Raw genomic sequence first — 25,087 nt, forward strand, 5'->3', positions numbered from 1 at the left:
GTTTGCCAGAGTAGTTTTCCAAGCGGGCAAAAAACGTAACTTGGGAGAGCGTTTGCTCTCCTTGATCTTGAACGTTCGCGTGCGTGCACATCGAGACAATTGACCTCTAGATCCGCATTTTCCCAGATCAAAATCAACTATTATGGTTGTGTTCTGCAGAGATATCGCGTTTTCCGTTAACTACGCATTAACGCTCTAAATGGTTGTATCCCATCGTGATTTTCTGCTCATGATGAGTTTATCCCACCAAGGCTGAGTACCATGACCTCCATTCTAACGAATGGGGCTGCAATATCTGCGCTCCAAACTCTGCGTGCAATTTCCGCTGATTTAGGTGAAGCCCAACGGGTGGTTTCGTCAGGCTTGCGCGTGGATGTTGCCGCGGACAACGCTGCATACTGGTCAATCTCGACAACGATGCGTGCGGACCGGATGGCAGTGTCCGCCGTCGCTGACGCGCTTGGCTTGGGTGCAGCAAAGACTGACACCGCATATTCTGGAATGAGCGCCGTCATCGATGTACTGGCGGAGTTCAAAGCTAAGCTCGTTGCTGCCAAGGAGGATGGTGTCGACAAAGCTAAAGTCCAGACGGAACTGGAACAGCTCAAAGCACAGGTGCAGGCCATCTCGACGTCGTCAAGCTTCAATGGCCAGAACTGGCTAAACACGAATATTGAACAGATTTATGATATCGAGACGAACAGGGCATCGGTTATTTCTTCGTTCGTCAGGTCGTCAAGCGGTGTGTCGACAGGCACGATGGACGTTCACCTCGACAAGATCAGCCTCTTCAATTCCACCGGCGGCGGCTTGTTGCAAGCTGACCCGCGTGACGTGAAAACGCTTGGTGGGATGAGGTCTCTCGGCAGTTCTTCCACCTGGAGTGGTTCACCGACCGTCTATCATACCGAAACATCGACCGAATGGATGCATCCGCGCGGTGACAGCGGGGATAATGCGTCTTTCAATATGTCGTTCCCGGATGGAGCACCCCTAGACTTTAATACTCCTGGCGCGGAGATCAAATTCGATCTCATCCTGGATAAGGAATACGATCCATCGGCACTTACCGGCGTTTATGGCGAACTCTACGATTTGCCTGGACCTTACGATCCCGGATATTCTGCGGCGAGTTTGACCATCACAAAAGCGACGGTGGATGCCTACAATGCCAGCTGGGGGGGCATTGTTTCGACAAATGAGCAATTCGCAGACTTGTTGAACTCTTTGCTTTCTCCGCACGGTGCATCTGTCTCTGGCCGGTTCAGAAAGGAGGATCCACCCGGATCCAACAAATTCGTGCACGACCCTGTTACGATGCTTATTTCAACACGCCAGATACACGGCAACGGCAACTATGTTGAGATCGCCAATCTCAACAGTGTTGGTGTCAGCACAGGTGGTCTGTTGAACCGATACGACTATGGAAATCGGGGATCCGGCATTGCCCTGCGGTTCGAGCAATTTACGCTTCACATTGACGGTGATAACGCTGATGGGGTTGAGGTTGATTTCCGCTTTTCCGTTAATGGCGCGCCTGCCACAACGCATAACTTCAACCGCACCTACATTAACGAGCTGCTTGGCAAAGATACCGGCACCGTAGAAACAGCAGAGGAAATGGTCACTCTGCTTAAGTCTCTAATCGACCCTGAATGGCCGAACACGATCATCGAAGTGTCCGCTTCCGACCCGAACTACATCATCGTGAAATCTGACCCGTCAGTCGACAGAAAATGGGGGCCGGGTACGAGTATCGGATTCTTAAATATCGTTGTCAGTATCGAGCCTATCCCGGCAATGAACTTTCTCAACATCGACATCGAGCAAAACCCTGGCGCGGTCGATCTATATATCGACTACATCGAGGTTGCCTCTCAGCGTGTGGTCGCCGGGGCTTCAATCCTAGGATCGCTCTCGATGCGTATTGATATGCAGACAGAGTTCACGGCCAAGTTGATGGCAGCCACGGATAGGGGCGTCGGTCGACTCGTGGATGCAGACATGAATGAAGCCTCGACGAGGCTCAAGGCCTTGCAAACACAAGAGCAGCTTGCGATCCAGTCACTCTCTATCGCAAACGCAAGCACAGAGAACGTGATACAACTCTTCCGTTGAACGTGACTGCCCGCTTTGCTTTTCGTGCTCTTCCGCGGGGAGGTTTCCGCAGGGCCAAGACGAAAGCCGGCGTCGTTTGGCCTTCGCAAGACTAAAATTCAAAGGATTTAGTGATTTTCAGTGATTGGCTGGGGAACCTGGACCCTCACGGGGTACGAGCATAACGATTTGATGTTGCAAAAGAATAAGTAATTTCATACGGGTAGGGTACATATCGAAGGGCATTTTGAGGTACATTACTTGTCTCGCACTCGCGCTCCAGCATACCTTGAGAAGATGAATAACGGCGGTTGGAGGGTTTCTGTCCCTGTGCCGCGAGACATGGTCAAGATCATAGGCAAGACACGCCTGAAGCGTTCTCTTGAAACCCATAGCCAAGCAGAAGCTGAGCGCCGGAAACACGCGGTTGTGGCCGAGTTTCTTACCATGATCGAAGCAGCCCGAGCTGGGAGGCTTCCGAAGGCGGTGGTCACCGGCCTTTCCGCAGTGCCCTCCATGTCGAGTAGAGAATTGACAAACCTCGCCCTCGATCTGCGAACCAGCCTCCAGTCACAAGAGGGGGAAAGTGAGGCGGTCGAGCTGGAGACCGAGGGCATTTATCAGGTTGCCGACAAGATAAGGGGTCGAGAGGTTGGAGTGGATGAAGAGACGGACAGCCCGATCTTCGACCGACAGAGCGAGGAAAAGGCGGGGCAGTTTCTTCGGGTCGCTCTCGGCAAGGAAACTCCAATCCGCGAGCCGCTCGACCTCTTTCACGCTCAGGTGAAGTGGTCGCCTCGTACCAAAAGCGACAACAGCAGAGCGATCACGGCACTGGAGGACTGGTGTAAGGAAAACCGTGTGCCGTTTGTTATCGAGGCCATTACACGAAGAAAAGCGGGCCAATTCATAGGTGACCTTGCAGCTAGTGCGGAAAGGCCACTTACAAATCGGACCATCAATAAGTACCTGTCTTGCTTGTCTCAGTTCTGGTTCTGGCTGGAGAAGCGCGGCTATGTCGAGCTTGATAGCTCTCCGTGGTCCCGTCAGTCCTTGCCGAAGGTTCAGCCTACGGAGGATGAGAAGGAGCGTCCATTCACCGATGAAGAGATGATCAAGCTCTTCGCGGGGGAGCCTAACCAATCCTACCTAAAGGACGTCATGCTCATCGGCGCTCTTACGGGAGCCAGAATTGACGCCATCGTTAGCCTAAAACGCAAGGACATCACCGATAGCGGGAACTTTCGCTTTAAACCTCAGAAGCGGGAAAAGGCATCGCGCCAAGTGCCGATCCACAGCGGCCTGAAATCGATTATAGAACGCCTCGTCGAGGGTAAACAGCCAGAGGACGATCTGTTTCCCGAATGTCCTCCCGTTGCTGCCGACAAACCTCAAGAGCGTTCGATGCCAGCGGTGAAGGCGTTTACCTATTATCGAAGAATTGTAGGTGTCACTGATGCCGTTGAGGGCAAGAGAAGGGACCGGGTCAATTTCCACTCCTTCCGGCGCTGGTTCGTCACTAAGGCGATTCAGGCTGGTCAACCTGAGTTGACGGTTCAGATCGTAGTCGGTCACAAGCCACAGAGTGTGGCCGCAAGCGTGTATCTTGGAGGCCTCACGATGGAACAAATGGCTCAATGTGTTGAGGCTGTGCAGTTACCTTCAACGTAATCGTCGTATGCTCTGACGCGTCCTAGGGGAGGGCTTCCAGGGAGACATGGTGTTCACTTGCTCGCAGTTGCTCAAATTAGTTTTTGACTTTCTCGAGCACGTAGCCACCAAAATTAACGACATTAGCCCCCGCAGTGCGCAGTTGCGGCAGGAAAGCTTCGACCTTCTCTGTTGTCGCCGCGACAAGAATTTGGCTAGAACTCCCGCATTGCGAAGCCTTTGTAAGAAACGCGCTGAGGTCTTGGTGTTCTATCGCCTGCTGATCTGGTTCATCAAAAATTAGGAGGTGTGGATGGTTCACCTTTTTTTCCACGGAGAGGCCTAGCAGACTGAGATAGTAGGCCCATTTCATTCTGATGCCGTCGCTTCCAGACATTTCAAAGCCAAGCTCGCGGACGATTGTCGCGCCCTCATCGTTGGTAATCAAAGCTAAAGGGCGAAAGTCTTCGTATGAAACCTGAATGTCGCTGGTTGGAACGGAGGAAAAATGAAATAGCGACAAATTCTTCTGAAGAAGCTCTTTGATTATACGAACTTTATGTTTGTCGTCGTCAGTCAGTCCTTCTCCTTTTAAGCTCGATAGCTCATCCGAGATACGTTTTGCCTCACTCGCAAGCCCTTCGAACTGCGAAGAAAAGGCATGGGCAACGTCCGTCATATTATTGTATCGATTGAGTTTGGCCTGAAGGCGCACAATTCTCTCAATCAACGTTCTCGACGGAGAGCTATTTGGCTTCCTCAAACTATTTTGAAGCTCGCGAATGCGGGCCGTACTGTCCTTCAGCTCATCTGTCGTCGAATTGTAGATGATTTTGAGCTCTGTAGCTCTGAGATCAGAGCCGGTGGCTGTTGCGGTGTAAAGTTCGATTTGAGACCTTATAAAGCTAATGTTCTCTTCGATTGCCATCCCTTTGGTGTGCGCGTGCTGGGGGAGTAATTCTGCGTCTAATTCTTGATGGCAAGTTGGGCAGAGATGCTCGACTGCGGAGGTGCCCAAGCTTGAGCCAAAACGTCTTAGTTTGAGTGCATCTTGATTTCGCACGAGGTCTACTTCAAGTGAGGAAACACGTTTCCGGTATTCCGTCGCATCCTCCCTAATTGCCGCCATTTCGTTTCGCAAATGCTCGATCTTCGCGCTAAGTTCCTCGGTCCGAGCGTAAGTAACTGCAAGCTCGCGCTCGATCTCTGGAGCGATATCGTCGGTTTGGGGAAGTTCCTTGGCTTCAAGGTCTTCGAGCTCTGAATAACCCGCTAGTACGGCTTGCGACAACGGAAGCCATTCATCGCCATCGTAAACTTCAATCGAGATGCCGTCCTCTCCTTTGAAGCTTTCATTTGGGCGGGTGGGGATGTTGGATAGTCGCACTAAGTTGCCCAGTCGATCGAGCACCTCTCCTCGAGTAGTCGACCAAGCTGAATGAATCGCTAGTAATTGTTTGTTAAGGTCCAGACGCCGTCTTCGTCTCTTTCCATCCTCAAGATCAATCAGGAACTCAATTACTCTGCGGGCTACGTCCTGTATGCGGAGGTGTGTCGGGAATGGTCCTTGCACCACTCCCCAGCCACGCCGTTGCTCGACAAAAAGCATTGGAAATATCGCTTCGAGGTAAAGCGGAATTTCGCGACCATCGAATGTGATAACTGGAGGCAAATCCCAGCCGATAAAGCTACAGAGAAAATTATGAAATCCGTCCGGGTTCTGGGCGGAGCCCTTGTCGTGGAGAAAGAAATCTCGTTGCGTTTCTTTTCCATCGCCGTCGAGTAGCTGAGCACGCACTAGCTTCCTATCATGGCCGCCAACTACATCGCGATGAATTTTCAATATCGCGCCTTGTTCGTTTTCCAATTCAAGACGGACATGAGACGAGACCAGTGTTTCGTAAGCTGCTGTTTTGTTTTCGCGAATTCGCTCTCGCATAACTTGCGCAAAAGGAATGTCGAGATTTGGGCCAAGCATGCGCTCAAGCCCAAGTCCGTAGATGATGGCCTGAAGCGCAGTTGATTTTCCAGAGGTGTTGTCGGCAGCAATCAAATTGAAGCCACGACTTAGCGGAATGTCAGCGACGTATGTGCTGGAAGCCGTTTGCGCTTGCATAGAGATGCAGCGAATTATCAATCTCATGTGCTGGAAGCCTTAATGAAAGTCTCTGTAAAGTTCTCTGTGAGCTGCTTTGATACGCCTTCGATGAAAAGTCGCTCGTCGGCGAGAATTTCATTTTCTGCACAGATCACCGATGCTGAAATTCGTCCTCTGGTCGTGAGGGTGACTCCGAGGCGGTCATTCACCCGACACCATTCGATGAGCTTTTCGCCCGCCATCAAATCCAACGTCCGTCCCAAAGCAGGCTCGATGCTAAGCCGCCAGCGTCGAGGTGCCGCGGCCCCAATAAGTATATCGGATAGCAATTCCCTTTTCCCGGGGTTAATCAACGCGTCGTTCAATATGTAAAGGCGAGCCAAAGACGAACGTTGGGCGCGCGAGCAATTTAACACAATCAATAGAGCGCTAACGCGCCATCCTATCCTCATGTCGCCGGGGACCGGTACAGGTCGTTTAATAAAGCTGAAGGTCGTTTTTTGTGGCAGCAGCCCTTCTGGACCTGAGTTGTTGCTGTCGGCGGTGGAGTGCTTCATTACCTAGCCTCAGGAAAGTCGAGGGGACAGCGCATGAGCCAGTCTGCCAAAGTTCCATTTGCAATTTGATTGACCGTCGATGACGCCAACGCAGGTACGTCGCGCTTCAATCCGTCCTCGATGCGATCCAGACTGTTGCGCAATTGATCAGATGGCCCCGCACCAGTGGCACCGACTGCCTCAAGGCGCTCCTCCTCGGACGAGATTGTGCTTACAGCTCTTTCCCACAACATTGGATGTTGTTGGCGTAGAAAGTCGAGCATGTTGCTACCTTTTATATGATTCAAAGTGTGGACTTCCGTACGCCTCAAAATTTGCTGTTCGTTGCTCTCAGGAAACGCCCTGTCCAACTTGGAACGCATTGTCTCCGAAAGCGAAGTCCCCATATGGGCCGCAACCATCTCAGGTGTCGGGGCAGGCAAATCTACGTGCGGAGCAATGGGAAGGGCTTTTAGCTGCTCGATCTGAACCTTGAAGTCTTCTTGGCAATGGACGAGGGCTTCAAAGTCCGATGCTATGAATGGAAGCGCGAGTTTCGCTATCTTCCGACCTTGAGCGCGGGCATGGTTGATTACTTTCTTGTCATCAACGAACGGACACATCAAAATCCAACGATCAAATTTTTTCCCTTCGAACAATTCCGACAGGAACTGTTTATTAAGCTGCAGCTTGGCGAGGTCTGTTGTAGCCTTCTTCTTCATGGCGTCCGAGGCCTTGGCGACGGTATCGTCTTGGGGCGCGTAGCATTGATACATGCAGTTGGTGGTCGTAAAAAATTCTAGCCCCGCGTCGCCTCGGACTTTGTCTGGTACACGCTGAACATTGGTGAACCCGTGGAGCACCTGGACAAGTGAGAGTGCATAGGTCTGCCAGTGGATGGGGTCCCAAACTCTCTGATACATTAATTGAAGTCCTTACCTAGTGGCTAGCAAGGTGATGTTTGAAACTATACACGAAAATGCATTGCCACATTTTTCTCATCAAAGGTGGCGAACTTTCAAGGCACCGTCCCACTTAGTATTAAGATAATCACATACTAACTTCCTGTGGCAGTGATGCGGTTTGTCTTCGGAGCAAAGCAGGCAGCCGCCCAAAAACATATCGGGCTTTAACCGTGTTTCTATCCGGCGCTCTTCCATCAAGCGTAAGAACGAATTTTCGTAAATCCTCCAGTCGCCTTTGTCGCGTTTAAAAGCTTTGAGAATATCATCCGTTGGCGCAAGAAGTGGCTGATGGACGTACTGCACACCGCAAATTTCTTTGAGGAAGTACGCTAAATCGTCGGCTTTTGCGAAGCCTGCTAACTGTGAGAACAATGACGCTTAGACTCCAAAGAAATTACGCCGTCAACAGGATAAAATCATTAATTTTCAGTGTTTTAACTCACGTGTGAGTAGGTTGACTGTAGGTGGTTGAAAGGGTTCTGAAAATCGCTGCAATGAGTGAATAGTTTTTTGACCAAATACCTTTAAGTGCGGCTTGCATAGCGAGCGGCAAGCATCTAACGTCCAATCAGGGTTAGATTAAGGGTCACGGCAGCGATGCCGTGGCTTTTTCTTTTCGAGTGGGCATGGAAGAACTTACAAGCGCTTTGACGCAGGATCAGTTCGAGCAGCACACGCTTTTCACGTAGGTGTTGCCGACTGTCATGAAGGCGTCATCTGGAACCGCTTTTTGTTCTTTCAGTTGTTTGAGAAGCTCGGCAGCTTTGTCTGGCGGTAAAGTTTTCTGCAACGCTACCGCATACCACTTGTTGCTGGCCAGATAGGCGGTGGATGGCAGGCTAGATGCCGCGACGAAAGCTTCAGCCTCAGCGTAATTATCAAAGCTTTTGATTTGAATGTAACGGTTCTCGAACGGCTGCTTTAGAAACTGATCCACCTTAACCCAGTTGTGGTGCAGATACCCTTCTTTGCCGTTCGCCCGTACTTTGTACCAGCGCTCACCAACAGACAGAATCTCAACGCGGTCCCGGTTCTGCAATCCTAGAAGCTTTTCTGACGATTGATCCTCTCCCGCCCTCAAGAACTCTTTACCTTTAGGAACGCGTAGAAGACCGGTTCTCGCCAATGGGATTTGGAAGCGAGCATCGTCGTCTGCAATCCTAAAGCTTGGCAGCGCCTTGCTGTCCCGATTGTCGCCTTTATCGGCAGCTGCCAACCTCTGGTCTGAAGGGGTTCCGCCGCCTAGGTCCAAATTCGTGACGCGATACTGGGCCATTTCGCTCTTTGAAAGATAGCGCATATCGTCTTTTTCGTACCGGAGAGACAATTGCAGCAGAGCTGGATCGACTCCCATATCGGACAAATAGCTTATGGTCTCTGCTGTTTGATGCTGGATGTATGACACCGCGTCATCGACCGAAATGGAGGCAGCGTCTGAGAACGATGACTTATGTACGCCTATCGACCCCGTTTCTGCCGCCCTTACTACGCCGCCCATGAATGCGAGAGCACACGCGGAAGCACACTCAAGGCCCCGCGACTGAAATGTGGGGAGGCCAAGAGTACGGATGAGGCGGCCAAGTTCGATCGCTTTAGAGGGGTTTCCCCCGGGAGAATTGAAGCTGACTATCGCGGCTTTGTCGCCAACGCTTCTAGCTAGTAACAAGAACTGCCCAAAATTCTCGGAAGGTTCGAAAACTCCAGATACAAGGATGATGGACTTCGAAGCGTCCACAGGCTCGACAGAAAATGTGAGAGCTGAGGCAGGGTTGCTCAGCAAGAAGCACGCGGACGCAAAAGTTACCGCAAAACAAGACGCCGTATTCATATCCCGCAATACCCTCTAGATGCCCCCAACCAGTATATTCAGGCGCGAGTGTCGGGCTAGTGCCGGAACCCAAATTCACGGATTGAAAGTCGCTGGGTTCGAAAAAAGTCACCTCTAACAACGATTGTAAAGGCGAGATGGCGTTTAAGTGCAGACCAAGGGCTGAGGTACATAATGCGGTACTCCCTGAGGTACGCGATGCAACCTAACTCACTGATTTTTCTATCTGAAAAAAGATTGGCTGGGGAACCTGGATTCGAACCAAGATCGACGGAGTCAGAGTCCGCTGTTCTACCATTGAACTATTCCCCAAAAGCCCGAGACGCGAAGCGCGTTTGCGTTTGGTGGGTCGTCATATAGATGATTTATTTCAGGGCGCAAGTCGAAAAATGAGTTTTGGGACAATCTTTTGCCTAGAGCCTTGCTCGGGTGGAGCGCGGGGTGGAAAGCAGCAGGCTGGTTTCGCTTCCTGTGATCCCTGGAACAAGGCGAATACGTCGCAGGACTGCATCCAGATCGCTCAGGGTGGCGGCGTGGAGTTCAACGATCAGGTCCCAGCGCCCGTTGGTCGTATGGATCTCGGATATTTCAGGGAAGCCGCCTAACGTTCGAATCACACGGTCGGTGACATGTCCTTCGATTTCTACCATCATGATGCCGCGCACAGCCGCTTCCACCGCATCGGCCCGCAAGATCACGGTGTAACCTATGATCGTCCCTTCGGCCTCCATCTTCTCGATCCGTGACCTGACAGTCGCACGCGATGCGCCGGCTTCAATCGCCAGATCGGAAATACTGCGCCTGCCATTGTGTCTGAGAAGGGTAACGAGCTTTTCGTCCAACGTGTCCATGATGATCATTTTGATAAGTTTATTTTCCAAAATGATATGCGCATTGAATATGTTTGCCAATATTATCTATTCAATTTGCCAGCGGTTTTATGGTTCACTTGTAACAGTCGTCACTGGGAACAATGCCACATGGATATCAAGCTTATCGGCGCACCGTTGCAAATCGGGGCGGGACAACTGGGATGCGAAATGGGACCGAGCGCGTTCCGCATTGCCGGTCTTGTCCGTGCTCTGGAGGATCTTGGGCATCAGGTCGTCGATGTGGGCAACATCGCACCAGCGCCCATGAAGACGTTCGACCATCCCAATCCTGCGGTCCACCATCTGAGCGAAACTGTTGCCTGGACGGAAGCGTTGATGGAGGCAGCCTATCGCGAGAGCGCAGATGCCATGCCGATATTTCTCGGTGGTGACCATGCGATTTCTGCCGGTACGGTCGCGGGTATGGCGCGTCGCATTGCCGAGAGCGGACGGCCTTTCTTTGTTCTCTGGCTGGATGCGCATACCGACTATCATACGCTTGAGACGACACGCAGCGGCAATCTGCATGGCACTCCTGTTGCCTATTTCAGCGGTCGAGAGGGCTTTGATGGTTATTTCCCGCCCCTGCCGGACAAGGTTCTGGAAGAGAATATTTGCATGATCGGCATTCGAAGCGTCGATCCGGCTGAAAACGCCGCACTTGAGCAGAGCCGGATTACGATTAATGACATGCGCGCTATCGATGAGCATGGCGTTGCCGTGCTGCTGCGCAAATTTCTGGCGCGGGTTCGCGATGCGAACGGTGTGCTGCATGTCAGCCTCGATGTCGATTTTCTCGATCCTGCCATTGCGCCAGCCGTCGGCACCACCGTGCCGGGTGGAGCGACGTTCCGCGAGGCGCACCTCGTCATGGAAATGCTGCACGACAGCGGATTGGTAGGGAGCCTCGATCTCGTAGAACTGAACCCGTTTCTGGATGAGCGCGGCCGGACGGCAACCCTCATGGTGGATCTCGCCGCGAGCCTCCTGGGCAAGCGCGTCATGGATCGCCCCACACGCGCCGGCTGACAGGAGGACTTGAGATGACCGTAATACCTAATCTTAACATCGTGCCCTTCGTCAGTGTCGACCACATGATGAAGCTGGTGCTGCGTGTCGGCATCGATACGTTTCTGCGTGAACTCGCCGATGTCGTCGAAGAAGATTTCATCCGCTGGGAGAGCTTTGATAAAACGCCGCGTATCGCGTCTCATTCCAAGGAGGGTGTGATCGAGTTGATGCCGACGAGTGACGGAACGCTCTATGGCTTCAAATATGTCAATGGTCACCCGAAAAACATGCGGGAAGGCCGGCAGACCGTGACCGCTTTTGGCGTGCTTTCCGATGTCGGTAATGGTTATCCGCTGCTGCTGACGGAAATGACCCTGTTGACTGCATTGCGAACGGCGGCGACCTCGGCCGTTGCGGCAAAGCATCTTGCTCGCAAGAATGCTCGTTCCATGGCCATCATCGGCAATGGTGCGCAGAGCGAGTTCCAGGCGCGGGCCTTCAAGGCGATCCTCGGCGTCGATCAGTTGCGTCTTTTCGACATAGACCGCACGGCGAGTGAAAAATGCGCCCGTAATCTTCAGGGACAAGGCTTTTCGATCAAGATTTGCGAGAGCGCCGAGGATGCGGTCGAAGGCGCCGATATCATCACGACGGTCACCGCAGACAAACAATATGCGACGATCCTGACCGATAACATGGTTGGGCCTGGTGTTCATATCAACGCAGTTGGTGGCGATTGCCCCGGTAAAACGGAACTGCACAGGGATATTCTGTTGCGATCCGATATTTTTGTCGAGTATCCACCACAGACCCGCATCGAGGGCGAAATTCAGCAGCTACCGCAGGATTACCCGGTTATCGAACTGTGGCAGGTGATTGCCGGGTTGAAGGAAGGCCGAGGCTCCGAAGGGCAGATCACGCTTTTCGATAGCGTCGGTTTCGCGACCGAGGATTTTTCAGCACTGCGTTACGTGCGCTCAAAACTGCCGTCCACCGGCCTTTACGCCGAACTGGACCTTCTGGCGGACCCGGATGAGCCACGGGATCTGTTTGGCATGCTGTTGCGCTGTGAAGCCGCGATGGCTTGAACGCTGTCCCTGATGAGAGCGAAGGGCGCGGCGGTTTAGGCGCCGCGTCGATTTTTACGGGCGAGCACATGCTCGCGCCATATGGTGAACAGGCCAGCAGCGATAACGATTGCGGCGCCGATGACCATGTTGGCGCTCAAGACCTCGCCAAACATCGTGACGCCGAGAATCGAGACCAGCACGAGCTGATAATAAGAGAACGGTTGGACGGAGGCCGCGTCTGCCAGCTCGAACGCCTTGATCAGACAATAATGTCCACTCATGCCGGTTATGCAGAGCGCCAGCATCCATCCCCAGTCATAGGGCGCAAGTTCGACCCAGTAAAATGGGCCAACGAAGGTCAACGCAGCAGCACCGGCGACACCGGTGTAGAAGAAACTCGTCATTGATGTGTCGCTTTTGCTGCCGAGGCGCGTCAGAACGCCATAGAGAGCCAGCATGAAAGCGGCCATGAAAGTGATCAGGAGGGTGCTGTCAAAACCGCTCTCATCGGGCTTCAAGATGATGAGAACGCCGATAAACCCGACAAAAATCGCACACCAGCGCCGCCAGCCGACCTGCTCACCAAGCAACGGCACGGAAAGGGCTGCTACGATCAACGGTGCGGAAGCGACAATGGCATGAGTGTGTGCCAGCCCGATAAGCGCGAAGGAAAAGATTGAAAACACAATCTGCACTGCCAGCAGAACACCACGGCTGATCTGGAGCCAAGGTCGATTTGCCATGGCAGCGCCGCGAATGCCGCCCGGTGATCTTGCCGCCATCAACAACACGAAAACGGCAAAGGCCCAGTATCGCAACATCGCAACAAACACGGGCGGATAGGCGCTACCGAGATGTTTGGAGATGCCGTCCTGTGCCGCAAAAATGGTGAAGGCGGTAAGCGCGTAAAGATAACCGGTTTTTTGTGACGGCATTAAATAACTCGTTGTCCGGCTATCGCCGCTTATAAATGTGACATGCAGTGGGGGCAGCAATATTCAGGATTGATGTTTTCCCTGAAATCGCTTGTCAGACAACATTATTTTGTGAATGGCAGCCATGCAAGCGTGTCACCCGCCATTTGCGGGCAACACGCCATGTTCTTGCAATTTTATCTTGCGCTGCCGGAGACTGGCTGACCGGCCAGGCTGACGCAATGATCAGTTCAGAACCTGAAGCAGCGTTGCACCTGCCTGCAGATAGTCTCCTTCTTTGGCTAGAAGGCGGACCTTGCCTGCCTGGGGCGCCGTGATCTGCGTCTCCATCTTCATGGCTTCCATCACAGCCAGAAGATCGCCTTCGGCAACCGTGGCGCCATCCTCGACCTTGAAGGATTGAAGAGTTCCGGAAACGGGTGCGACGACGCCGTCGTCGTTTTTCTGGCCATTCGTTTCGGCTGAGGCGGTGTCTATACGTCCGGCCGTGCCGAGAGCTGATAGCAATATGTTCGGCAAACCAACGGATATGCGCTTGCCGTCAATCTCCATCCACGTGCGGGTCATGGACGGATCAACGGCCGGTTCTGGACGCTCCATCGCGTCTGGCATGGCGGCAAAGTCCGTCTCGATCCAGCGCGTGTGCACCTTGAAACCGTCAGAACCAATAAAGTCTTCGGTGTTGATGGCTGCGCGGTGGAACGGCAGCACGGTCGCCACGCCCTCTATGCGGAATTCCTTCAGCGCGCGCCGGGCGCGACGCAGAACCTCATCGCGGTTGGCACCAGTTACGATCAGCTTTGCCATCAGCGAATCGAACACGCCTGGAATGGAGGAGCCGCTGACGACCCCGCTGTCCATACGAATGCCGGGGCCGGATGGCGGATCGAAAAGAGTGATTTCGCCTGGGGTCGGAAGGAAGCCACGGCCAGGATCTTCGGCGTTGATGCGGAATTCCATGGAGTGGCCACGTGGTTCGGGCGTTTCCAGCACGCGCAAGGTCTCGCCTTCGGCGATGCGGAACTGCTCGATAACCAGATCAATGCCTGTGGTCTCTTCGGTGACAGGGTGCTCGACCTGAAGCCGGGTATTGACCTCAAGGAAGGAAATCGTGCCATCGACGCCAAGCAGGAACTCGACTGTGCCGGCACCCGAATAGCCTGCCGCGGCACAGATCGATTTAGCGGCCTCATGGATCTTCTGACGCTGCTCTTTAGACAAGAACGGTGCTGGCGCCTCCTCGATCAGTTTCTGGTTGCGGCGTTGCAGCGAGCAATCGCGCGTTCCAAGAACCAGGACATTGCCGTGCTTGTCGGCAATGACCTGTGCTTCGATGTGGCGTGGCCGGTCTAGAAAACGTTCGAGGAAACATTCGCCGCGGCCGAAAGCGGCCGTTGCCTCGCGGACGGCAGATTCATAGAGATCGGCGATTTCTTCCATCTTCCAGGCAACCTTGAGGCCACGACCGCCGCCGCCATGTGCTGCCTTGATGGCGACCGGTAGGCCGTATTCTTCGGCAAAAGCGATAACTTCTGCCGAGGAGGAGACCGGACCGTCGCTGCCTGCCACCAACGGCGCACCGACACTGGTGGCAATGCGGCGTGCTTCCACCTTGTCGCCCAGTGCCTCGATGACCTTGGGCTCGGGGCCGATCCAGGTCAGGCCCGCATCCAGCACTGCCTGCGCGAATTCGGCACGCTCGGAAAGAAAACCATAACCGGGGTGTACCGCATCGGCGCCAGCGCGTTTTGCAATGGCGATCAGCTTGGAAATGTCGAGATAGGTTTCCGCGGGGCGTACACCTTCCAGCGCATAAGCCTCATCTGCAAGGCGCACGAAGAGTGCGTCCAGATCCGGGTCGGCGTAAACGGCGACCGACTGGATGCCGTAGTCGCGGCAGGCGCGGATAATGCGCACCGCGATCTCGCCACGATTGGCAATCAGGACTTTCTTCATCGCTGTTCTCCTCGGAATTCTGTGTTCACGCTCGCCGAAATTTCGGCGAAGGGGCCAATGGGCCGGAATTTGATTTTTGCGTTGACCGGGATCTGGCCGGCAAGGTCAAGGTGATATTCGGCGACCGCGCCGATGACCGGATAACCACCGGTCAATGGATGGTCGGCGAGGAACAGGACCGGCTGGCCGCTGTGCGGTATCTGAATGGCGCCTGTTGCCGTGCCTTCGCTTGGCAATTCCGCACTATCTTTCCGCTCAACCGGGATTTCGCCGGAAAGGCGGATGCCGACACGGTTCGACTGTGGCGTTACCTGCCATAGCTGGCCTGTCAGTGTGTCGAGACCTTTTTGTGTGAACCAGTCGGTGCGCGGTCCCAGGACCACATCGAGCGTCACCACATCGCCGGGCTGAGGTGGGTTGAAAGCCGGGATTTCGTCGATTGAGAGACTGGCGAGGCCAGACGTCTCTCCATTGAGGAAGAGAATTGAACCGGCCGTGACGGGCTGCGGACCGACAACGGCCAGGGTATCGGTGGCAAAGCTGCCAAGGACCGGATCAACCTTGAAACCGCCGCGCACGGCAAGATAGCAACGCATGCCTTTGGGCGGCTGGCCGAAGCTCACGAGATCGCCGGGATCTACCGATACCGCTGTGTAGGGTTCGGCAGAGATTGTGTGCCCGGCTGCAGTCTTGATGGTGATCGGGCAAAGCGCTCCGGCAGTGGCGATGACAGTCCGGCTTGAGCTTTTGAATGAAAAACCGCCGAGCGTCAGTTCGAGGCAGGGTGTATTGGCGGGATTGCCGACAATACGGTTCGCGGCGTTGAAAGCGCTCTGGTCAAGTGCGCCGGACGCCGAAACGCCCTGTCCAGTCTGGCCAAAGCGGCCGAGATCCTGGAAGAGTGCCGGCATCGGTGCGGCGAGCACTTCAAAGTGCGGTGCTGTTCTGTCTGTTTCCGTCTCATTTTTACGCGGCGTTGGCGCAGCAACGGATACCGTCTTGCCTGCCTTGTTCAGATCGAAGAAGCGGACGCGATAACCGGGCTGGAAAAGTGCGCCGGGATCACGGTCGATATCCCACATCTTCGACGGCGTTGTGCCAATGATCTGCCAGCCACCCGGGCTGTTTTGCGGATATACGCCACTGAAGGCGCCGGCGAGCGCGACGGAACCTGCGGGAATACGGGTGCGTGGGCTTTGGCGACGCGGGACGTGAAGTGAGGGATCGCCGCCTACGAGATAACCGAAACCGGGGGCAAAACCACAAAAGGCGACAGTGAACTCGCTTTCAGTGTGCCGGCGGATCACTTCTTCCACGCTCAGACCCGTTAGTTCGGCAACATCGCCAAGATCTTCACCGTCGTAATGGACGGGGATCTCGACGAGATTTTCGGAAGGAGCAATCTTGGCCGAGAGGTCGCGGGTCGCGATCCGGGCTGCCAGTGTCTCGGCGCTGATTTTATCCGGGTGGAAACGGATCATCAGCGTCCGCGCTGCCGGAACCGTTTCGTCGATCCCTTCGATCGGGTCTGCCTGGAGAGAGGCGAACAAGGCAAGCGTCTGGTCAAGGTCGGCCAGTTCGACAAGCAGGGTGGTGAGGCTGACGGGAAGATAACGCATGCTGTCCTCACGCATGATAGGCAGAATCGGGGATGTCAGTGATGAACATATGGCCCGGTGCATGGGTGATGGCGAAGGGAACGCCGGACGCCATGACGGCTGCCTGCGGGGTGACGCCGCACGCCCAGAAGACGGGAACCTCGCCGGGTTCGATACGCACCGCATCGCCAAATTCCGGTTTGGAGAGATCGGCAATACCGATTTCTTCCGGCGCGCCAATATGCACCGGCGCACCATGAACGGCCGGAAAACGACCGGAAATGGTCGCAGCATCGGCAACACGGGATGCCGGGATCGGCCGCATGGAGACAACCATATTGCCTTTAAGGCGACCGGCGGGACGGCAAGGCTGATTGGTGAGGTACATCGGTACGTTGGTCTTGTCGGTCATGTGGCGGATTTCGATGCCGGCCTCGACCATGGGTGTCTCGAAGGTAAAGCTGCAGCCGATCAGAAAGGCGACGAGATCGTCACGTTCGGCCCAGGCTGCAGTGGCATCTGCTGTTTCTTCGACGAGTTTCCCGTCACGCCAGATGCGATAAAGCGGCAGATCGGTGCGCAGGTCCGCGCCAGGCGCAAGCAGGGTTGTCGGTGAGCCGGGGTCGGAGACATCGAGTACGGGGCATGGCTTCGGATTACGCTGCGCGTAAAGAAGGAAATCGAATGCCCAGTCACGCGGCAAGACAATCATGTTTGCCTGCGTGAAACCGGGGGCAACGCCAGATGTCGGCTGAACGAGGCCGCCGCGATAGGTAGCACGCGCGTCCCGTGCGGATTGCGCATTCGTGTGTTTGAGGAAGGAGGTGGGAATGGTCATGTGCTGCTCCTCAGACGTCTGAAACGAACGAGCGGATTTCAACGCCCTCCGCTTCGAAGCGGCGGCGGATTTCCTGCGCGATTGCAACCGCGCCTGGGCTGTCGCCATGAACGCAGATAGACTGTGCTTCGATCTTGATGATGCTGCCATCGATGGCTTCGAGGGTACCCTCACGGGCAAGCTGCAACATACGGTCCGCGATCTTTGTGGTGTCGTGCAGAACGGCGCCTGCTTCGCGGCGCGAGACCAGCTGGCCCTGCGGTGTGTAGGCGCGGTCGGCAAAGGCTTCCGCGACGACGGCCAGCCCAGCCCTGCGGGCGAGATCGAGAATGGGGGCGCCTGCAAGCCCCATCAATACGAGGGACGGATCGACTGCCTTGATGCCATCAATGACAGCCTGACCCTGTTTCGCATCATTGGCGATGCGATTGTAGAGTGCGCCGTGGGGTTTGACATATCGAACGGTGGTGCCGGCGGCGGCGGCAACGCCCTTGAGCGCGCCGATCTGATAGATGACATCGGCAATCAGTTCTTCAGAGGTGGTATCGAGATCGCGGCGGCCGAAGCCGACGCGATCCGGGTAGGAGACATGCGCGCCGACCACGACGCCTTTCTCGGCAGCAGCCTTGACGGTGCGGTAAATACCGGCCGGATCGCCGGCATGAAAACCGCAGGCGATGTTGGCGCTGGAAACGACGGCGAGCATTGCTGCGTCATCTCCCATTTTCCATGCGCCGTAGCTTTCTCCGAGGTCGCTGTTGAGGTCGATGGCGGCCATGTCGTTTCTCCCTTTTGTCGTATTACAGGCCAAGCAGGCCGAAGATCGTGCCGGCGGACTTATAGCCCATGTACCATGTCAGGGCGCAGGTCAGAACGCCGAGGACCAGCAGCCAGCGTGGATAGCGATAACCACCCATCAGATCTTCACGTTTCCAAGCGGCGAACAGGAATATGCTGAGGCCGATTGGAAGGATGAGGCCGTTGAGGCCGCCGACAAAGACCAGCATTGCTGCGGGAGGCGTGGTGATGAGCAGATAGCAGACAAGCGAGATGGCGATGAAAACAACGGTCGCCAGGTTGCGGGCGCGCTCGGTGATGTCCTGCTTGAAAATGGTGATGAAGGACACCGACGTGTAGGCCGCGCCGATGACGCTTGTAATGGCTGCGGCCCAGAAGATGACGCCGAACAGTCTGTAACCAAGATCGCCAGCCGCGTGCTGGAAGGCCTGCGCCGCCGGGTTTGCCGCCTGGCTGGAGGTGTCGATGACAATGCCGCTGGCAACGACGCCGAGGATGGCAAGGAACAGGACATAACGCATGACGCCGGTGACGGCGATGCCCGTCAGAGCGGCGCGATTGACGGCCGGCAGGTTTTCGATGCCGACCATGCCGCGATCCAGCAGACGATGTGCGCCGGAATAGGTGATGTAGCCGCCGACCGTGCCGCCGACAATGGTGGTGATGGTTGCGAAGTTGATGGTGTCGGGCAGGAAAGTCTGCCGGAAGGCATCACCGACTGGAGGCTGAGAAACAAAAGCGACATAGAGGGTGAGCGCGATCATCAGGATGCCTGCGAAGATGATGAAGCGATCGACCGCCATTCCGGCGCGTTTGGAAACAAAGATGGCAATGGAGAACAAGGCGCTGATCGCGCCGCCGATCTTTGGATCAAGGCCGAAGATGGCATTGAGGCCAAGGCCAGTGCCGCCGATGTTGCCAATGTTGAAGAACAGGCCGCCAACGATGACGAGAATTGCAAGCAGATAACCGGAGCCGGGAATTGCAGCATTGGCAATATCGGAAGCACGCATGCGCGTCAGCGTCACGATCCGCCAGATATTCAATTGTACGACAAAATCGATCAGGATGGACGCAAGAATACCGAATGCAAAAGCGGCACCCAATTGCGTGGTGAATGTCGCGGTTTGCGTGATGAAGCCAGGGCCGATGGCCGATGTGGCCATCAGGAAGATGGCTGCCATCAAGGATGAACGCCGGGATCGTATGGTGTCGACGCTCTGTGCGAGCTTCGTTTGCTGCATGGATTTTCTCCCATCCTGTGCTGCGATCCGCCCCTCGCGGATGCTTTATGGAGGACAATCTTGTCGCGTTCTGCAAAATTGTCAATATTGTTCAACAATCATATCATATTGTTCTTTTAATATGCTTGTTTGTTGGACGTTGTGCTGAGTGTTTCATCACAATTTTGCGTGCTTTGCCCGGTGTTTGTGCTAATGGCAATCGTAACCGTGTCCGCAACCGCCGCCACGGTCTCCCGCACTGCCTTGTTATCTGGAAAGGAGCGTCATGACGGAAACTGTGGAAGGTCTGCCGCTTGCCGATCGACTGGCCAAGGATATTCGCATTCTGCTGATCTCCGGTGAACTGAAGCCTGGCCAGCGTCTTTCCGAGGCAGCCTTCAGTGAGCGTTTTGACGTGTCACGTAATTCTTTGCGCGAAGCCTTTCGTCTGCTGACGAAGGACGGCCTTTTGCGTCACGAGGCCAACCGTGGCGTTTTTGTCGCCGTTCCTTCGATGGCATCGGTCATAGACATCTACCGCGTGCGCCGCATGATCGAATCCGGTGCGCTGCGCCAGGCATGGCATAAACACCACGCGGTGAAGATCATGCGCAAGGCGGTCGAGGAAGCCAAGGTCAAGCGCGACCAGGCCGATTGGCACGGAGTTGGCAGCGCCAATATGAAATTCCATGCCGCCGTTGTTGATCTTCTCGATAGCGGAAGGTTGAGCGATTTTTACGAGCGGATCGCTGCGGAACTGCGCCTTTGTTTCGGGCTTTTGAAAGACCCCGAGATGCTTCACTCCCCTTTTGTGGACATGAACAACAAGATCCTTTCCCTCGTAGAAGAGGGGCGGACGGGTGAGGCTGGTGATGAAATGGACATCTACCTCAATCTTTCCGAGCGTACGGTTCTGAAGGCGTTGGAACGTGCCGTGGAATACGCGTCCTGACGATTTCCTGAAACGGCGCTGTCCGTTTGCCGGATTTTGCGTTCGACGTGATTGCCAAGTTTGCTGCGGTGCGTCATCTATTCGGTTATGACGCTTCGCGACCTTACCATTCTTGTCATAGATGAAAATGCGATCCGCGCCTCCATTATCGAGGAGGGCCTTCGCGAAGCCGGGCATCACCGTGTCACCGTCATTCACGAGGTGCATGGCGTGGCGCGAACCATCGAGACGCTGCAGCCGGATGTGATCGTTATCGACCTGGAAAATCCCAATCGCGATATGATGGAGCACCTTTTTCAACTGACCCGCACGGTCGGGCGGCCGATCGCGATGTTTGTCGACCGGTCGGATACGGCGTCCATTGAGGCTGCGGTCGAAGCAGGCGTGTCGGCTTATATCGTCGATGGTCTGAAAAAGGAGCGCGTGAAGCCCATCCTTGATATGGCGGTTAGCCGCTTCAACGCGTTCAGCCGTCTGCAGCGAGAACTGGCCGATGCCAAATCGGCATTGGAGGACCGCAAGCTCATCGAACGTGCCAAGGGCATTCTGATGAAGATGCGTGGCCTTTCCGAGGAGGAGGCGTTTGCGCTGCTGCGCCAGACGGCAATGAATGAAAAGAAAAAAATCTCCGAGATTGCGCAAAGCGTGGTCACGGCTGCGGGTCTGCTGATGTAACGGCCGGACCGGCGACAATGTGGAGTGAACGGTATGACTGGGCATGGAACGGAACCCGGCACGAGCGGCGATATAGCGAACGTTGCCTCTCCGGCGATCATCGGTGACGACCGGCAGAGAACCTTGCGCGCCGGGTTCATTCCGCTTGTCGACGCTTCCGTTCTGATCGCTGCAGCTGAATTCGGTTTTGCAGAGCGCGAAGGGCTTGTTCTCGATCTCGTCAAGGATGTTTCCTGGGCCAATGTGCGCGATCGCCTGGCGTTCCGCCAGTTTGACATCGCCCATATGCTCTCGCCAATGCCTGTCGCTTCGATGCTTGAGCTCGGTTCGAACCCGTCACCAACTGTTACGCCCTTTTCATTGGGCAAAGGCGGTAATGCCATTACGCTATCGACGCGCCTGTTTGCGCGCATGAAGGCATTGACTGGAATTTCTGAAACGGCAGGAGCGCTCGACAACGCGCTTGCCTTGAAACGTGTTCTCGATGACATGCGGGCGAGGGGAGAGCCTCAGCCGACGCTTGGCATGACCTATCCATTTTCGTCGCATAACTACGAGTTTCGTTATTGGCTTGCTGCTGGAGGCATCCATCCCGATCACGATGTGAAGCTTGTGGTCGTCCCGCCGCCCTTGACCTCGGACGCCTTGGCTGCAGGTGCGATCGATGGATTTTGTGTCGGCGCACCATGGAATATCGTTGCTGCCGAACGCGGTGTTGGCCGCATCGTCGCTGCCAAGCAGGATCTGTGGCCGTCGGCGCCGGAAAAAGTCATCGGTATGCGGCCGGAATGGGCAGATAGTCAGCAGGAAACGGTGTCCCGCCTTCTGCTCGCTCTCGATGCGGCCGCCATATGGTGCGACAAGCCGGAAAATCATGACGATCTTAGTAGAGCTTTGGCGGATAAACGGTATATCGATGCACCCGAGAACATCATTCGTCGCGTACTTGCTGGAGAGTTCAGCATCGACAGCCTGGGCAATCAGCGGGTGATTGACAAGTATTTCGTGTTTCACGAAGGTCACGCAAATTATCCCCGCCAGAGCCAGGCGCTTTGGATTTATAGCCAGATGATCCGGTGGGGGCAGGCCAGTTTTTCTGAAGCTGGCGTAAAGGCGGCGACATCCGCATATCGGCCGGACATTTATCGCCTGGCGCTCGGCGATGATGCCGCGCCTGAAGGCACTGATATCAGGATTGAGGGTGCAGAAGAAGGAGACCGTTTTCTCGATGGTTTCGTTTTCGATCCCGCCAAGATCGAGAGCTATGTTGACGGTTTTACTGTTCGCAGCACCGGAACGTCTGGGGCTGGCAGCGAGGTCTGATTGCCATCGCAAGCTGCGACCTGCGCAAAATTGAAGCGCCCTTTTCCATGGCGAGCACAAATTGCAGGCGGATATTTCTGCGATTAAAAAACAGGCATTGCTCCGATTCCGATAAATAACCCTTAAATGTCAATTGCTTATGAAAATTTGAAAAAACTGGCACGCTCTTTGCTTCTATAAAATCACACCGGTCAACGGCGACCGGAGTAAAAGAAGCGCACGATAAGCGTTTTCCAAAGACATCGACGTCGCAAGGTTTTGCTGCCCGGAGCATCGTTCCGCAGGCGCAAGGACCGAGCGGCGTTTTTTTATTTTCAGGCTTTTTTCGCAAACGACAATGTCACGTCCCAAGCGTGGCCAGACAAGGGGAACATGCGATGAAAACAATACTCTCGGGCTCCATCAGCCGCCGCACCATTCTGAAGACGACAGCCACTGCGGCACTCGTGACCGCGGCACGTGCGGCATTTCCCTCGGGCGCCTTCGCGGCCACCTCAACGCCGGAAGTCACGGGCGCAAAGCTTGGCTTCATCGCTCTGACCGATGCCGCGGCATTGATCGTTGCTTCGGAAAAAGGGTTGTTCGCCAAGCACGGCATGCCTGATGTCGAAGTTCTGAAACAGGCATCCTGGGGGGCAACGCGTGATAACCTGGTTCTCGGTGGTGCCGCCAACGGCATTGACGGTGCACATATCCTCACGCCGATGCCGTACCTCATGCATACCGGCAAGGTAACGCAAAACAACGTGCCGGTGCCGATGACGATCCTGGCACGGCTGAACCTCGACAGTCAGGGGATCTCTGTTGCGAAAGAATATGCAGAGACAGGCGTGCAGCTCGACGCCTCGAAGCTGAAGGCTGCTTTTGAGAAAAAGAAGGCCGAGGGCAAGGAAATCAAGGCCGCCATGACGTTCCCCGGTGGTACTCATGATTTGTGGATTCGCTACTGGCTGGCCGCTGGCGGCATCAATCCAGACAAGGACGTTTCCACGATCGTCGTTCCGCCACCGCAGATGGTTGCCAACATGAAGGTTGGCAACATGGACGTTTTCTGTGTGGGCGAACCCTGGAACGAACAACTCGTCAATCAGGGCATTGGCTTTACAGCCTGTACCACCGGTGAGCTTTGGAAAGGACATCCCGAAAAAGCTTTGGGTATGCGCGCAGACTGGGTCGAGAAGAACCCGAACGCCACCAAGGCGTTGCTCATGGCCGTTCTGGAAGCCCAGCAATGGTGCGACAGCATGGACAACAAGGAGGAGATGTCGACTATCCTTGGCAAGCGCCAATGGTTCAATGTTCCGCCCAAGGACGTGCTTGGTCGCCTGAAAGGCAACATCAATTACGGCAACGGCCGTATTCTCGAAAACACAGGCCTGCAGATGAAGTTCTGGCAGGACCATGCCTCTTATCCGTTCAAGAGCCATGATAGCTGGTTCATTGCCGAAAACGTTCGCTGGGGAAAATTCGCGCCCGACACGGACATCAAGGCTCTGGTTGACCAGGTCAACCGCGGGGATCTGTGGATGGAGGCCGCCAAGGAACTTGGCGTGTCCGATCTTCCGCAGTCCGCGTCACGCGGCAACGAAACCTTCTTCGACGGCAAGGTTTTCGATCCAGACAACCCGTCCGCCTATCTCGACAGTCTTTCCATCAAGGCGGCCTCCTGAGGAGGAGTCGTGGCCTCGCCCCTCACTCGCCGATGGCAAGGTGAGGGGCGAGGTCCCAGTCACAACTGAAATCCAGAGGAATTGCCATGTCCGCATTGGCCCGTAAATTCAAGGAAGAGCCGCAGCAATCGACTGCGCAGAAAGCAAATGTCGTGACCTTGTCGGCGAAGCCGGCGCAAAGGATTCATCTGCGAAAGTGGGGCGCAGCAGCAACGCGAAACGTCGTGCCGCCGCTTGTCGTGCTCGCTCTGTTGCTTGGCATCTGGCAGTTGCTCTGTTCCGCCCCCGGCGCGTCTTTGCCACCTCCAAGCCAGGTTTTCGAGGAAAGCTACGACCTGATCGTATCGCCGTTCTTCAATTTTGGTTCGCAGGATATCGGTCTCGGCTGGCGTGTGCTCGTATCACTTCAGCGTGTTGCCTATGGGTTCGGGCTTGCGGCCGTGGTCGGTGTCGTCGTCGGTGCGGTCATTGGTCAATCGATCTGGGCCATGCGCGGTCTCGACCCGATTTTTCAGGTGCTGCGCACGGTGCCGCCGTTGGCCTGGTTGCCCCTATCGTTGGCTGCGTTTCAGGACAGCAATCCGTCTGCGATCTTTGTTATCTTCATTACCTCGATCTGGCCGGTGATCATCAATACCGCCGTTGGTGTTCGCAATATTCCGCAGGACTACCGCAACGTTGCGCAGGTTCTGCGTCTCAACCAGCTGGAGTTCTTCTACAAGATCATGCTGCCTTCGGCGGCACCCTACATCTTCACCGGCCTGCGGATCGGCGTCGGCCTTTCTTGGCTCGCCATCGTTGCGGCTGAAATGCTGACGGGTGGTGTGGGTATCGGTTTCTTTATCTGGGACGCTTGGAATTCGTCGCGCCTGCCCGACATCATCGTGGCTCTCGCCTACATCGGTGTTGTCGGCTTCCTGCTCGACAAGCTGGTTGCCGCGCTTGGCAAGATCATCACTCGCGGCGCGTCGGCACATTGAGGAGCCAGCATT

21 protein-coding genes and 1 tRNA gene are annotated in these 25,087 nt (G+C 55.1%); 9 read left to right on the forward strand and 13 right to left on the reverse strand.

The genetic code is table 11. From position 1 onward, the window contains the following. The first annotated feature begins 261 nt into the window (after positions 1 to 261). Positions 262 to 2,118, forward strand: a complete 1,857-nt coding sequence (locus FY156_22515) for a flagellin/flagellar hook associated protein (GenBank protein ID UXS04257.1) — start codon at positions 262 to 264, stop codon at positions 2,116 to 2,118. Positions 2,119 to 2,439: 321 nt separating this feature from the next. Then, the gene (locus tag FY156_22520) at positions 2,440 to 3,768 is read left to right on the forward strand and encodes a tyrosine-type recombinase/integrase (GenBank protein UXS04258.1); all 1,329 of its coding nucleotides are present in this window, start codon (positions 2,440 to 2,442) and stop codon (positions 3,766 to 3,768) included. 76 nt (positions 3,769 to 3,844) lie between these two features. Here the strand turns inward: FY156_22520 and FY156_22525 are convergent, their stop codons facing one another. The 7 genes from FY156_22525 to FY156_22555 all read right to left on the reverse strand — a co-directional run bounded on the left by FY156_22525 (position 3,845) and on the right by FY156_22555 (position 10,025). Then, positions 3,845 to 5,890 carry an AAA family ATPase gene (locus FY156_22525; protein ID UXS04259.1) on the reverse strand — a complete coding sequence of 682 codons (2,046 nt, stop codon included), beginning with the start codon at positions 5,888 to 5,890 and terminating at the stop codon, positions 3,845 to 3,847. Then, positions 5,887 to 6,402: a hypothetical protein gene (locus FY156_22530; GenBank protein UXS04260.1), complete on the reverse strand. Its 516-nt coding sequence runs from the start codon at positions 6,400 to 6,402 to the stop codon at positions 5,887 to 5,889. The genes FY156_22525 and FY156_22530 overlap by 4 nt, the downstream gene beginning before the upstream one ends. Next, positions 6,402 to 7,304: a hypothetical protein gene (locus FY156_22535; GenBank protein ID UXS04261.1), complete on the reverse strand. Its 903-nt coding sequence runs from the start codon at positions 7,302 to 7,304 to the stop codon at positions 6,402 to 6,404. The genes FY156_22530 and FY156_22535 overlap by 1 nt, the downstream gene beginning before the upstream one ends. A gap of 78 nt (positions 7,305 to 7,382) precedes the next feature. Continuing rightward, entirely contained in the window at positions 7,383 to 7,718 is a 336-nt protein-coding gene (locus tag FY156_22540) for a DUF488 domain-containing protein (protein UXS04262.1), read from the reverse strand. Positions 7,719 to 8,004: 286 nt separating this feature from the next. Next, positions 8,005 to 9,174, reverse strand: coding sequence for an SH3 domain-containing protein (locus FY156_22545; protein UXS04263.1), 1,170 nt, complete (start codon positions 9,172 to 9,174; stop codon positions 8,005 to 8,007). A 238-nt stretch (positions 9,175 to 9,412) separates the two neighbouring features. Beyond that, positions 9,413 to 9,486: transfer RNA gene (locus tag FY156_22550), tRNA-Gln, on the reverse strand. A 101-nt stretch (positions 9,487 to 9,587) separates the two neighbouring features. Continuing rightward, positions 9,588 to 10,025 carry an Lrp/AsnC family transcriptional regulator gene (locus FY156_22555; GenBank protein UXS05211.1) on the reverse strand — a complete coding sequence of 146 codons (438 nt, stop codon included), beginning with the start codon at positions 10,023 to 10,025 and terminating at the stop codon, positions 9,588 to 9,590. 129 nt (positions 10,026 to 10,154) lie between these two features. Here FY156_22555 and rocF point away from each other — a divergent pair, with 129 nt between their 5' ends. Next, the gene (gene rocF, locus FY156_22560; GenBank protein UXS04264.1) at positions 10,155 to 11,075 is read left to right on the forward strand and encodes an arginase; all 921 of its coding nucleotides are present in this window, start codon (positions 10,155 to 10,157) and stop codon (positions 11,073 to 11,075) included. A gap of 14 nt (positions 11,076 to 11,089) precedes the next feature. Beyond that, positions 11,090 to 12,145, forward strand: coding sequence for an ornithine cyclodeaminase (locus FY156_22565; GenBank protein UXS04265.1), 1,056 nt, complete (start codon positions 11,090 to 11,092; stop codon positions 12,143 to 12,145). Between the two features lie 35 nt (positions 12,146 to 12,180). Here FY156_22565 and FY156_22570 read toward each other — a convergent pair whose 3' ends face one another. The 6 genes from FY156_22570 to FY156_22595 all read right to left on the reverse strand — a co-directional run bounded on the left by FY156_22570 (position 12,181) and on the right by FY156_22595 (position 19,496). Beyond that, entirely contained in the window at positions 12,181 to 13,062 is an 882-nt protein-coding gene (locus FY156_22570) for a DMT family transporter (GenBank protein ID UXS04266.1), read from the reverse strand. 225 nt (positions 13,063 to 13,287) lie between these two features. Beyond that, positions 13,288 to 15,018, reverse strand: coding sequence for an acetyl/propionyl/methylcrotonyl-CoA carboxylase subunit alpha (locus FY156_22575; GenBank protein ID UXS04267.1), 1,731 nt, complete (start codon positions 15,016 to 15,018; stop codon positions 13,288 to 13,290). Further along, on the reverse strand, positions 15,015 to 16,637 hold the full coding sequence (locus FY156_22580; protein UXS04268.1) for a 5-oxoprolinase/urea amidolyase family protein: 1,623 nt from the start codon (positions 16,635 to 16,637) through the stop codon (positions 15,015 to 15,017). Before FY156_22580 ends, FY156_22575 begins: the two co-directional genes overlap by 4 nt. 7 nt (positions 16,638 to 16,644) lie before the next feature. Further along, entirely contained in the window at positions 16,645 to 17,454 is an 810-nt protein-coding gene (locus FY156_22585; protein ID UXS04269.1) for a putative hydro-lyase, read from the reverse strand. A gap of 10 nt (positions 17,455 to 17,464) precedes the next feature. Beyond that, positions 17,465 to 18,232: a LamB/YcsF family protein gene (locus tag FY156_22590; protein UXS04270.1), complete on the reverse strand. Its 768-nt coding sequence runs from the start codon at positions 18,230 to 18,232 to the stop codon at positions 17,465 to 17,467. 22 nt (positions 18,233 to 18,254) lie between these two features. Next, positions 18,255 to 19,496: a divalent metal cation transporter gene (locus FY156_22595; protein ID UXS04271.1), complete on the reverse strand. Its 1,242-nt coding sequence runs from the start codon at positions 19,494 to 19,496 to the stop codon at positions 18,255 to 18,257. Between the two features lie 265 nt (positions 19,497 to 19,761). Here FY156_22595 and FY156_22600 point away from each other — a divergent pair, with 265 nt between their 5' ends. From FY156_22600 to ntrB, 5 genes are all read left to right on the forward strand, one after another. Next, a complete protein-coding gene (locus FY156_22600; protein ID UXS04272.1) occupies positions 19,762 to 20,427 on the forward strand; it encodes a GntR family transcriptional regulator in 666 nt (221 codons plus the stop codon). 87 nt (positions 20,428 to 20,514) lie between these two features. Continuing rightward, a complete protein-coding gene (locus tag FY156_22605) occupies positions 20,515 to 21,102 on the forward strand; it encodes an ANTAR domain-containing response regulator (GenBank protein UXS04273.1) in 588 nt (195 codons plus the stop codon). Between the two features lie 33 nt (positions 21,103 to 21,135). Continuing rightward, positions 21,136 to 22,425 carry an ABC transporter substrate-binding protein gene (locus FY156_22610; GenBank protein ID UXS04274.1) on the forward strand — a complete coding sequence of 430 codons (1,290 nt, stop codon included), beginning with the start codon at positions 21,136 to 21,138 and terminating at the stop codon, positions 22,423 to 22,425. A 377-nt stretch (positions 22,426 to 22,802) separates the two neighbouring features. Continuing rightward, positions 22,803 to 24,095: an ABC transporter substrate-binding protein gene (locus FY156_22615; GenBank protein UXS04275.1), complete on the forward strand. Its 1,293-nt coding sequence runs from the start codon at positions 22,803 to 22,805 to the stop codon at positions 24,093 to 24,095. Between the two features lie 86 nt (positions 24,096 to 24,181). Next, a complete protein-coding gene (gene ntrB / locus FY156_22620) occupies positions 24,182 to 25,075 on the forward strand; it encodes a nitrate ABC transporter permease (GenBank protein ID UXS04276.1) in 894 nt (297 codons plus the stop codon). Positions 25,076 to 25,087: the final 12 nt, after the last annotated feature.

The sequence above is a fragment of the Agrobacterium tumefaciens genome (genome assembly GCA_025559845.1).
Taxonomy (GTDB): Bacteria; Pseudomonadota; Alphaproteobacteria; order Rhizobiales; family Rhizobiaceae; genus Agrobacterium.